We start from the raw sequence: 12,296 nt of genomic DNA, 5'->3' as shown, positions 1-12,296 counted from the left end.
ATAGATTGTTCTGGTGCTATTTTCCCAGATTATATTTTAAATTCAATCCAAGGTCGAAATTATTATAATTGTCTGAGTAAACAATACACCAGTTATAATAATTAAATTTATAATATTGAATATCAAATCCAAGTGAGCTGAATAAACTTAAATTCCATTTCTCTTTAATATTCATGCCTAATGATAAAGAACCCTGATTATTTAGATGTAATGCCGGTGCAAAATAATCTTTCGAGCTAAAAGGATCCGTTTTAGTCAAGATCATTTCATCATAATTATCTTTTTTAATATTAATTCCATTAAAGAAATAATTAAATTTATATCCGGCCTTAATTTGAAATTGTGTGGAACCAAGATAAAAATTGTAACCTAACATTATAGGAACAGATACAACATCAAATTTTTGTTCTACATATGTTTCATTTGTAATCTCAGGAGTATAATCTCTGTACCTTACTATATTATCAGTATATCCAACTTTTTTGTAGCTGAGATCAGAGCTAATTAAAAAATGTTTTCCAAATTGGATCTCGCCATAAAATCCAATAACGGGAGAAATTACCGGGAGGTTTTTGGTTTCTGTAACATAAACTCCATCAGCTGTATGTTCCTTTACTATTGGAATGCCCGACATGTTTACGCCTAACTCCGGACCATAGGAGATCTTCATTTGACCAAACATGCCAAAAGAAGTGAATACTAACAGGAGAAGTAGTAGCGCTTTCATTTATCAAATATACCTTTTATCTGAAATATTTCAAAACAACTCCGGCTCAGCCAACAAACGAAAAGTTTTTCTATGATAATTCGTATCCCCAAAATCCATAATTGCTCTTCGGTGTTCTTTGGTGGGATATCCTTTGTTTTGTTTCCAGTTATAGTGTGGTAATTGATCGTGCAGATCAGACATTAATTTATCGCGATATGTTTTTGCAAGAATACTTGCCGCTGCTATCGACATATATTTTCCATCACCCTGAATAATGCAGGTATGCGGAATTTTTTTATATTTATTAAATCGATTTCCATCAATAATTAAATGCTCCGGCCTTATTAAAAATTGATCTAATGCCTTATGCATAGCTTTAAATGATGCCTTTAAAATATTTATTTTATCTATTTCGTGGTTATCACAAATTCCTATTTTCCACTCAATTGCATTTTCTTTAATTATCGGTTCCAGCAAATTTCTGTTCGCCTCCGACAACTGCTTTGAATCATTTAACAAAGGATGAAAAAAATCTTTTGGCAAAATAACAGCAGCCGCAACCACAGGTCCCGCAAGGCATCCGCGCCCCGCTTCATCGCAGCCGGCTTCAATTAAAACATTTTGATAAAATGGTTCCAGCACAGAGTTTTGGTTTCTTGGTCTATTTTCAATGTCAAATTTAAGGAAAAAAGAAACGCGGATGACACAGATTTGGCGGATTAGAAAGGATAAAAAAATTTAGATCAAGTTGAGATAATTAAGGATTGAGGATATTTTATATGGTTTAGAACGGACTTTAGTCCGTGGTATTACAAACAAAAAGTGGATCAATCCCCTTTTGTGAACACACAACCACGGCGGGCAAGGCAAGCCGGACTCACGATTCACGGTTCACGACTCACGATTCACGCGTCCAATAAAATTTCGCCAGAAATTTAAACTCCTTTCTCCTCCCTCCTCTCTCCTTTTATAAAGATTTCTGAATCATACTTTCTCTTCGCCCTCCTGTGGTTGGTGAAAAACACCAAACCACGGCGCAGGTGTGCAAGCCGGACTCACGATTGACGATTCACGATTCACGATTTTCCCTTACTTTTACCCTCAAACTTAAAATCTTGGAAGTAATATTATCCACCAGCGATCTCAAAAAACATTATGGCCCTATAAAGGCGGTGAATGGATTGAATCTGCGGGTTGAAAAAGGTGCCGTTTACGGTATACTTGGACCAAACGGAAGCGGAAAGACCACCACACTTGGCATGTTGCTCGGAATAATTCACCCGAGTTCGGGTAATTTTTCCTGGTTCGACAATGGGAATAAGGATGAGAACCGACATAGAATCGGCGCTTTATTAGAACAACCCAATTTTTATCCTTACTTGTCCGGAGAACAAAACTTACGTGTTGTTGCAAGGATAAAAGGTGTGGATGAAAGTGAAATTGAAGGGGTTTTGAGTTCAGTAAACCTGCTCGACAGGAAAAAAAGTGCCGCTAAAACTTATTCTTTGGGTATGCGCCAGCGACTTGCTCTTGCTTCTGCATTATTGGGAAATCCCGATGTATTGGTTTTGGATGAGCCCACAAATGGTCTCGACCCTCAGGGAATTGCCGAGGTGCGCGATTTTATTACAAAACAATCCGCCGGCGGAAGAACCATCATTATTGCAAGTCATATACTCGATGAAGTGGAAAAGGTTTGTACGCACGTCAGCGTAATTAAAAAAGGTAATCTACTCGCCGAAGGATCGGTTGCGCAACTAATTAAAGGAGAAGATCAATTGGAGATATCTGCAGAAAATATGGAGTTATTAATTTCCTCTCTCAATAATTATCGCGGTATCAATAAATTAAACCGCGAAAATAATATTGTGGTATTAAATGTTGCTTCCGATTTTTCTCCTGCTGCATTAAATAAATATCTGCACGATAATAATATTGCAGTGAGTCATTTAAATGCCCGCAAAAAACGTCTTGAAGAACAATTTTTAGAATTAACCGCCGAATAATATCTATGTTACGATTATTACAAATTGAATTATCGAAATTACTTCCGTACAGAACCTTTAAAATTCTGTTTATTATATATTTATTATTAATGGTGCTTGTTTTACTTGCAGGAAAAAATCTCGGTGGAAGTGAGAACGAAGGTTTAACCTCCGATAAAGTTTTAGGATTTCCCAATATTTGGAATTACTATACTTTATATGCCTGTTATTTTAATATCATTCTTGCAATATTGGTAATATTTGTCACAGGAAATGAATATACCTATCGCACACTTCGCCAAAACGTAATTGATGGATTGCAGCGCAAAGAAACCGTAGTAGGTAAGATATTATTGGTTGTTTTACTTTCTGTAATATCTACCCTCATTTTATTTTTAAGCGGATTGGTTGCCGGAACAATTTATTCCACACCGGAAACAAGATCGGATATGTTTGGACACAGCGGATTTGTTATTGCCTATTTTGTACAATCACTGGGATTAATGTCGATGGGATTTTTATTTGGAACACTGTTTAAAAGAACCGGACTTGCCGTTATAATTTTCCTTCTCTTTTTATTTCCTATAGATGTAATTCTGCGCGAAGCAATTTTTCCAGATGGATTCGGAGATTATATGCCTGTAGCAACTTACTTTTTAAAACTTGTTCCGTTTCCGATCGACCATGTTATGAGTGGAGGCATGGATGCACCGGCTGCCGCACCAACAGCACTCGCATTGGGAGTAGGGTTTGGGTATGCTGTTATATTTTGCCTTTGCACCTGGCTCATCATCAAAAAACGCGACCTCTGATCAACGCATTTCCGTAACTTCCGCTATCTTTAATTGCAGCCATTGTTTATTGGCCAAAATGGTTGTGGAGTCTACCTCCTGGCGCAAGGCAGTAAATAATTTAGCCCATTTTTCTTCATTTACCATGCCCTTATTTATGCGCAGTTTGTAGAGTTTGATCGTGTTGTTGAATAAATTTTTATACAAAGCACGCTGACTTTTACTCAATTGTTTATCGCGCAGCAAATAAATTTTCACGGTATCTTTCAGCGATAATAATGCTTCGAATTCCTGATGATCGTAAAATATTTTTAACAAAATACTTTTTGCATCCAGATAATAATTCGGATCGGTAAAATTTACACGATTTAATAATTGCATGGCTTTATCAAAATCCTGTTTCTCATAATAATAAACAGCAAGATTATATTGATAGGCATTATCGCGCTGTTCCGGTGCAAGTTTGTTATAATATCCGTGAATAAAATTTTCTGTCCATTCAAATGCGTGTAAGCGCACACCAACCGTTATAATATTTTTATAGGTCCACTCCGAAATATATTTATTGTCGTTTAATAAATTCAAAGGCAACATAAATTGTGCTATCTCAAACCACTCCTTTAAAAATTCATTTCTTCCCTGATTAATTCTTTTTACACAATAATTCTGAATATACGCAACAATATCCTTCGCTTCATTTTCCGGAAATTCTTTAATATGCAAAAACAATTTTTCCCGGAAACCCTCATACCATCCATCACTATTCGGATCTTTCAACCATTGTAATATAGGATAATAAATACTCACCGTAGGATAATGAGAGTAATCCTTTAAATTATTTTCCAAAAATTGAATGAAACGATCAAATTTAATATTGTCGTACTGCAGTGCAAGAATATTCGACCGGTTCATTAATTCGCACCATATCTTTAATTGATTACTCAAATAATAAATATCCAGCGCTTCCTGACTTTTTATTAAATGGGTATTATCTCCCTTTCTCGATAATTGAAAATAATATTGATCTGCTAATTGATATAATTTAAAATTGGAAACTGCATCCGTACTTTCTTCACTCTGCGTTTTTCTTCTTATTATTTTTCCTGCATTTTCGGTTATCGCCGTTTCCATCAGATTTTCAATCACCAATACATCTTTTCTGTCCTGATGTTTTTCAAATTGTTTCCAAGCAAGATATTTTTCCAATAATTTATACAAGTCGCTTAATAAATTATTTATCTGAAATTCATCGGCTTCCTCATTACCGAATATCAATTTATGCGCGGCAGATTTATCCCAGGCCCCGGTTGCCTCGTTTTTAAAGGCATTTTCTACAATATCGAGCAACAATAAGATCTTTTTTCGTTTGTTATTGTAGGGACTACGCACAAAATCGGCAAAAAGCTCCTGCTCCCGCCCACTTAAAGCTTTATAAATGGTAATTACTTTAGGTAGTGCCATGCCTATATATTGGGATTATGTAATTATTAAACTATTGATAAACAATTAGTTACATATTTATCGATCATGATAATTAGCTATAAAAGTAGCTAAATTGTATTTTCTATACAACCATGCTATGTTAATCTTTGCAATACTGAATTTTATAACCATTAACTTTATCGTATATGAAAACTTTTTTTACCGTTATTTCCTTCCTCGGTGCTGTTTTATTCTGCGGCAATTTACAGGCACAGAGCTGGTCTTATGCCAAACAGGGCACACCTACCTGGATGGGCGCAAGCGCAAAAGACATTTATGTTGACGCAACAGGTTCGGTTTCGTTGGGAGAAATTGGATTGATAGATATTTTTGAAGGAGAAGTTTATGTTGTTAAACATGACCTTTCCGGCAATGTGCTTTGGGAAAATTCTTTTGATCACCCGGGAACCATAGAAATTACCGAACGTATTGCTCCGGTACCTTCCGACGGTGGATTTTTACTTTCTTCCATTTTGGCTGATGGTTACAGACCCTGGATCATTAAAACCGACGCTTCGGGAAACCTTGTTTGGTCAAGCGAGGCCTGGTCAGACCTTCTACCTGAAAATTCCGGTAGTCAGGTTTATGCATATCAATTGCCCGATGATAATATCGCAGTTGTTGCACCACGCGACGTAGAAAAGAAAGTATATTTTTATACAGTTGATAATGCTACTGGTGCTCTTATTTCTACAACAACTGTCGATTATAATGAAGTGATGCCGGGTTGTATTATTGGTACTGCTTGCGATATTACAAGTGACCCGGGTGGAAATTCACTTATAGCATTTAATTTTGTTTGCACTGATAGTTTGCCAGCAGCACTCGCAAGATTTTCTTCTTCATTTACTTTGGAAATGTCGCAATTATGCGGTGCCACTGGAGTAGCCTATCCTATGCAAATTGAAGTTATTACCGGAGGTTTCGGTTACTATGTTGTTGGTTCCCAAAATACGGGTGGCTTTTTTGGAGATGTTTGGAGCCCTTATATTTGTTTAGTGGATTATGGCGGAACCTTTTATGGTTCAAATTCATTTCCAGGAGCTCTTTATAATTCAACCGGATATGGACTTACAACCGTGGGTTCAGAATTAAGAATGATACGATATAACTTCAGTGGAGACAGTTATGGTGATTCCCCCGGAGATTATATGGAAATTGTAACAATACCTGAATGGTATGATCCGGAAACCGCTGCAAAAACAATTAATTACGCACCTTATAATACTTTAGAAGTTATCAAACCATATAACGATGGTTATATAGTTGGTGGTACTTTCTGGGAAATTGGACTTCCATCTTATTTCACAATAATTGCCAGCGACGATCTGGAAAATTTACCTGAATGTATATTTAATTGTGTTTGGCCGGGTGATGCCGACAACAGTGGTTTAACCGATATGGATGATCTGCTTGCAATTGGTTTGGGATATGCTGCAACGGGCGCTTCAAGAGCAGGTGCTACAATTGATTGGACCGGACAAAATGCTGAAGAATGGGCAACAGCTTTACCCGACGGCACAAATCATAAATACACCGATTGTAATGGCGATGGAATAATAAATGCTGATGACACTACTGCAGTTTCAATTAATTATTCCTTTGATCACGCAGTAAATACTTTAAGAACGGATGCCGGTGATATTCCATTAAGTTTTGTTACAGATGGTTCTGCAACAATCGGATTAAATACCATTCCAATTGTTTTAGGTGATGCTGTAAATATGGTGGAGGAAATTTATGGTATACGTTTTAATGTTGTTGTTGATGGTGAAAATATCGAACCCGGTTCCATAAAAATTAATTTTAATGATTCATGGATGTTGGATGCAGATAATTATTTACAACTAACAAAAAATAATGGTATTGATCTGAATGCTGATGGCGGCGCTGTAAGAACTGATAATACCAATGCTTCAGGTTACGGTGAAATTGGAACATTAAGTTTTGTTGTTATTGATAATATTGCAGGTAAAGGTGAAGCGGAAGATATAGAATATAGTTTTGAAAATATTCGCGCAATTAATTTGGAAGGAGAAGATTTATCTGTTGTGGGAGTTTCGTCAACAGAAACAAATCCTACAGCAATTAATGAATTAAATAATATAGTTTTTACCATCTCTCCTAACCCAACTTCAAATTATTTTTATTTACAAACAAATAATTCCGTTGAAAATATTTCCATATTTAATATCACAGGAAATAAATTAATGGAATTAAAAAATACCATTTCTGAATTAAATTATTTTGATGTGAATGAATTGCCTGCAGGACAATATTTGGTGGAAGTAATTTCTGAAGGAAATGTGTTCACACAAAAATTAATGATCATAAAATAATTACAGTTTACAGCTTCAATTATCAGAGTATTTGAGTTTCGGAGACTCAAAAAGATCCCGGTCCAAAAGACCGGGATCTGCTTTTTTCTATAATCTTGCCAATATTCCGTATTTAAACCGTTGAAATATAATAAGTTAGGTTAAATTCAAATCAGATTTATTCGCTATAACACGTTTTTTTTGTTCTTTTGTATTCACTTGGGTATTCAGATATTTGTAGTTGTATAATTGTCTCCGATAAACTTAGATACTTATGAATAAAATAACTACTCCTTTCGCCATTTGTTTAATGGCAATTCTATTTTCAAACAGTATGAGCGCACAAACCTGGGGCTTTGGACAGATTGGGCATTGGGCTCAGGATGTTGCTGTTGCTCCTGATGGAAATATTTGGGCCGTTGGATACGGTGGTGATGACCCGGGATTAATGGATGTTACTCCAAATTATGTTGTAAAACTCAATAGCGATGGCGAAAAACAATGGGGGATGACTCCGGCGGGGTTACCATGGCTTTATGTTACAGCTATGAATGCTTTACCAACTGCTGATGGCGGTGCGGTTATTTATGGCGCAACAGATTCTTACGCTCCCGGCTTATATAAGGTTGATGGAGACGGAAATGTATTATGGGAAAATTCGGCTTTCATAGGAACTTATTATATGTATGGCGGACAAGCCGTGCAACTAACAGATGGCAGAATTATAACTGGTGGACTAACCGATTTCTATCATAATTTCTATGAATTTGATGCTTCAGGTAATAATCTTTCCAATTTTACAATCGCTCCTGATACTACAGGTGGTTGGGCATGGAGTTACTGGGAATATAAGGAAACAGGAATGGTAGCTACCGACGATGGTGGTTTTGCCTATGCTACAGGAAGTGGAAATAAAAAGCTTGTATATAAATTCGATAGCGATCTTAATTTGGAGTGGACAGGTGTATATGATTTCGTTTTATCCTGGGAATATGGATACAGCAATAGCTTAAAAACAACTTCTGATGGCGGTTTATTATTAAGCGGCTCTGGTTCCGACATTTTGGGATTTTATTCCGGAACTGTTAGAAAAATAGCAAATGACGGAACTTTGGAATGGGTGAATACCTATAATCATGGATACGATTGGGAAGAAGGCGCCTGGGCTTTACCTCTTGGAACGGATAATTATGTTGTTTGGACTCAGGATGGTGGCGATAACAGCACAAGTGGTTGGGTAACCGATAATAGCGGAGTGGAAACAGGTGAGATAACAATTCCAATTGTAGCTGCAATGGGAATATCAAGTGGTATGGAAGTTTTTGATGTGGAAAATACTCCAGATGGTGGTTATTTAATTGCCGGCAGACAATTTATTGAGGATTTCAGTCAGCGTTTCACTATAATAAAATCAAATCCCGATGGCACTTTTGATCCATGTATCTTTAATTGTGTTTGGCCGGGAGATGCAAATAATGATGGTTATGCAAATGCAACCGACTTATTTGAAATTGGAATTAATTACGGAGCAACCGGAAACTCACGAGATGATATGACTATTGATTGGTCAGGAAAACTTTCTGCAGCTTGGATGGAACCGGATTCTGTTTACTGGTATATTTTAAATGATCTAAAATGGACCGATTGCGATGGTAACGGAACAATTAATGATGATGATACCACTGCAGTAATTAATAATTTAGGTCTTGATCACCCATTAAATAATTTGCGCACAGAAGCAGGTGATGCTCCTCTTTATTTTGCACCAACTGACGACATGTTGCATATTGGTTTAAATGAAATTCCAATTATGTTGGGAGATGATATGACCGTGGTAGAAGAAATTTATGGTATCGCATTTACAATTAATATCGAATCGGATGTGATAGATGCTGCAAGCACAAGGGTAAGTTTTGATGATGGCTGGATGGGTAATGTTGGTGAAACTTTGCGCCTTAACAAAAATTTCGGCGACGAACAACTTGTTGTAAACAGTATCGTTAGAAAAGACAGAGTTAATATTGAAGGAAATGGTCAGATAGGAACTTTGAGTATAGTTGTAGTGGATAATATTACCGGCAAAACAGATGCATCTGAAAGCACATTCTCTTTCAGCGATGTAACTGCAATTAAGATCAACCGCGATCTTGTTCCCGTTATTTCCGAATCACGTACAATGGAAGCGGACGAAAATACAGCGATTAACGAAAGTGAAGTTTCTGATATTACGTTATATCCTAATCCTGCAAATGATGTAGTTTATATTGCAAATAATTCAGGGGAAACAATTGAAAGTATTAAAATTTCAGATGTTACCGGTCGTATATTAATTGAATTAAATAATCAATTAAATTCTACAACAGCAATTGATATTTCAACCTTAACCTCAGGAAATTATTTTATAGAAATTAATACAGGTTCAAAAATTGAATCTCAAAATCTTACTATTTTTTAAAATTATCATAATGCCAAATTGCCAAACCGCATCAGCTCCTCGATGCGGTTTTTTTTAATCCAACTTATGGAAACGGTTGGCAGCGAAGCGATCCAACCTTTCCATAAGTTGGATTAATATTACCTTTATTGGATAGAGCGAAATTAACATTGAAATAAATGGTAAAAAAAACATTTCTTTTTTTGATATTTTTTGTATTTGGGTATGCCATCTACTTACTTATTTCACAAAAAACCAGAACACATATCAAAATATATGACGAAGACGTTATTTACTTTTCCGGGGAATTATACTATGCAAGGGATAATCACAGTGCAGGTCAAAGGTTTCCTTTCCGGATCATCGATAGAGATTCTGTAAAACAATTGTTTTCATACTTGTCAAGCGCCGAAAGAACAAATATTGATAATACTACGGGTAAATATGCTACCGTAACACTTAATGGACATACAGAAAATCGTATATATTGTTTTCGTACACTACTAACATATGAGGAGGGATGTGCATTTGATCAAAATGATTGCGAGGCGAAATATTTTAATAAGGTGATCGGTAGTTTTTCCAATCCAAAAATTGCTGAATTTTTCCAAGATTACTTTATGAAAAACAACTTGAATTTAGATTCATTGAGGTTGGATAAATTACATCGAATCAATATTAAAATAGAGGAGGAAAAAAAATGAAATTGCTATTTATTGTTTTGTCGCTTTTTCTTTATTCGTGCAAACCCTCTACGCCAAGTATTGATCAAAAAATCATTGGTGATCTGCCACAATTTGAAATCGCAAAAACAATTTTACTTCAGAATATAGAATACATTCACCAATGTAATGCGAAAGTGAGAAAAAAATCACCTGATAGTCTGCAAATTTATATAAATGCAAATGCATATTATTTTAATATGTATATTTTGGATTCATCAAATGCTGATCTCAGAAAGATCTCGAAATATTTTGAGTCTGGACTATTTGAGAATATAAATATGAGCGGAGATAGTTGTTTTTCATTTACAATTAAAAGTGAACGCATTGGACTCTTAGGCGATAATTATTTTCATACTTTATATTTTCAGGCAGTCCCTGATTGTTTTGATTTTAACTACGACAAAAAGGAGGAAGTTTGGGTGGAAAAAGAAAAACAACTTTCCGGTAAATGGAGGTATTTGATAGAAGGAGTTAATTTATTGTAAGGTGTTGCGGAGTTTCGCCAAATAAATATATTATACTGCATTCTCATCTGTCAAACGCAAACAATGCACTATTACCATTCGGTTTTTTCTTTATCATATCTCGAATAATTTCTGCTGCTATCACGCTGAAGGTAATTCCATTTCCGCCAAAACCCAGTGCATAAAAGGTATGAGGAGTTTTAGCATAGGTACCGATATAGGGAAGAGCATCTTTTGTTGATCCAAATGTTCCTGCCCAGCTGTATTCAGGAATAATATCTATTTTGGGAAATAATTTAGAAAAATCATTTTTTAATAACCTGGTCTTTTTGTCTATCATTTTATCCCTTCTACCGGAATTAGAAAATATTTCATCTCTACCACCAACAATCACCCTATTATCGTTTGTCAATCGCATATATAAATACGGATCGGCAGTATTCCATAATAATGTTTTGTTTTTCCAGACTGGAAATGGTGATTGTATTTGTTCGGATGCGAATGCGAAGGTGGAATGTAATTGTACGATTCCCTTTTTAATAAATTCTTTTATTTCATAACCCGTGGCATTTACAATGTATTTAGCGGAAATATTAAACCCTTTATCTGTAATTAATTGGACTGAATTTTTTGTGTATTTTATCTTTTCCACTGTGGTTTTATCAAATACGGATAATCCTTTATTAATATTATATTGAAGTAATGCATGTGTAAATAAATATGCATCGGTAGTTGCACCTTGTTCCGACAAAATTGCCATTGGTGCCTTAAAATCGAAACTATTTTTTATTTTAGCAACATCTAAAAGTTGGACATTAAACCCTGCGTTTTTTCTTGCTTCAAATTCCTTTTTAATAAATGTTACATCTTTTTTATTCGCTGCAAAATATAAACTATTGGTTTTTTCAAAATGTGGGAAGTTAATTTCCGTTGATATGCGTTCCAGCGTATCAATAGCCAGAGAACATAAAGTATAGGCTTTTTGTGCCTTATCCATACCAATTTGTTCAGCAAGCTCATGTAAGGGAATGTCAAGTTCGTATTGTAATAAGGAGGTACTGCTGCAGGTGCTTCCAAACCCTATTGTTCTTCCATCAACAAGAACGCATGGTATCCCTTCTTCCATTAAAAAATGCGCCGCTAATGCTCCTGATATTCCTCCACCAATAACTACCACTTCCGTTTTAATGGAATCCCTTAATTTAGGGTATGTGGCGGGTAGTCCGCTGTTTATCAACCATAAAGGCATTCCGGAATGAAGGTCCATTTACAATAATAATTTATATGAATGTTTTTACCAATTTAATGCTGACAGTAAAATTAGATTAGATTATTTAAGGAACTTATATAAAATATAAATTCCCCGAACATAAATAATTATGCAGGGA

General features: G+C 35.5%; 10 protein-coding genes. 6 read left to right on the top strand and 4 right to left on the bottom strand.

Annotated elements, in window-relative coordinates:
• Positions 1 to 16 precede the first annotated feature (16 nt).
• Positions 17 to 727: an outer membrane beta-barrel protein gene (locus tag IPI31_03900; GenBank protein MBK7566946.1), complete on the bottom strand. Its 711-nt coding sequence runs from the start codon at positions 725 to 727 to the stop codon at positions 17 to 19.
• Between the two features lie 30 nt (positions 728 to 757).
• Complete coding sequence (locus IPI31_03895) at positions 758 to 1,351, bottom strand: ribonuclease HII (GenBank protein ID MBK7566945.1); 594 nt, start codon at positions 1,349 to 1,351, stop codon at positions 758 to 760.
• Positions 1,352 to 1,824: 473 nt separating this feature from the next.
• Between IPI31_03895 and IPI31_03890 the strand changes: the two genes are divergently transcribed.
• Positions 1,825 to 2,715 (top strand): ABC transporter ATP-binding protein, encoded by an 891-nt coding sequence (locus tag IPI31_03890; protein MBK7566944.1) that lies wholly within the window; start codon positions 1,825 to 1,827, stop codon positions 2,713 to 2,715.
• Between the two features lie 5 nt (positions 2,716 to 2,720).
• Positions 2,721 to 3,506 carry an ABC transporter permease gene (locus IPI31_03885; GenBank protein MBK7566943.1) on the top strand — a complete coding sequence of 262 codons (786 nt, stop codon included), beginning with the start codon at positions 2,721 to 2,723 and terminating at the stop codon, positions 3,504 to 3,506.
• Here the strand turns inward: IPI31_03885 and IPI31_03880 are convergent, their stop codons facing one another.
• Positions 3,507 to 4,946 (bottom strand): hypothetical protein, encoded by a 1,440-nt coding sequence (locus IPI31_03880; protein ID MBK7566942.1) that lies wholly within the window; start codon positions 4,944 to 4,946, stop codon positions 3,507 to 3,509.
• Positions 4,947 to 5,113: 167 nt separating this feature from the next.
• Here IPI31_03880 and IPI31_03875 point away from each other — a divergent pair, with 167 nt between their 5' ends.
• The 4 genes from IPI31_03875 (at position 5,114) to IPI31_03860 (ending at position 10,929) form a co-directional block, all read left to right on the top strand.
• Positions 5,114 to 7,306, top strand: a complete 2,193-nt coding sequence (locus IPI31_03875; GenBank protein ID MBK7566941.1) for a T9SS type A sorting domain-containing protein — start codon at positions 5,114 to 5,116, stop codon at positions 7,304 to 7,306.
• Between the two features lie 253 nt (positions 7,307 to 7,559).
• Positions 7,560 to 9,740 carry a T9SS type A sorting domain-containing protein gene (locus IPI31_03870; GenBank protein MBK7566940.1) on the top strand — a complete coding sequence of 727 codons (2,181 nt, stop codon included), beginning with the start codon at positions 7,560 to 7,562 and terminating at the stop codon, positions 9,738 to 9,740.
• Positions 9,741 to 9,898: 158 nt separating this feature from the next.
• Positions 9,899 to 10,423: a hypothetical protein gene (locus IPI31_03865; GenBank protein MBK7566939.1), complete on the top strand. Its 525-nt coding sequence runs from the start codon at positions 9,899 to 9,901 to the stop codon at positions 10,421 to 10,423.
• Positions 10,420 to 10,929: a hypothetical protein gene (locus tag IPI31_03860; GenBank protein MBK7566938.1), complete on the top strand. Its 510-nt coding sequence runs from the start codon at positions 10,420 to 10,422 to the stop codon at positions 10,927 to 10,929. The genes IPI31_03865 and IPI31_03860 overlap by 4 nt, the downstream gene beginning before the upstream one ends.
• A 43-nt stretch (positions 10,930 to 10,972) precedes the next feature.
• On the opposite strand, the gene IPI31_03855 is transcribed toward IPI31_03860, so the two are convergent.
• Positions 10,973 to 12,175 carry an FAD-binding oxidoreductase gene (locus IPI31_03855; GenBank protein ID MBK7566937.1) on the bottom strand — a complete coding sequence of 401 codons (1,203 nt, stop codon included), beginning with the start codon at positions 12,173 to 12,175 and terminating at the stop codon, positions 10,973 to 10,975.
• Positions 12,176 to 12,296 lie beyond the last annotated feature (121 nt).

It is taken from the genome of Bacteroidota bacterium (assembly GCA_016706865.1).
Lineage (GTDB): Bacteria > Bacteroidota > Bacteroidia > Chitinophagales > BACL12 > UBA7236.
Note: the sequence above shows the minus strand (reverse complement) of the source record. Positions and strands in the feature narration are given on the sequence as shown.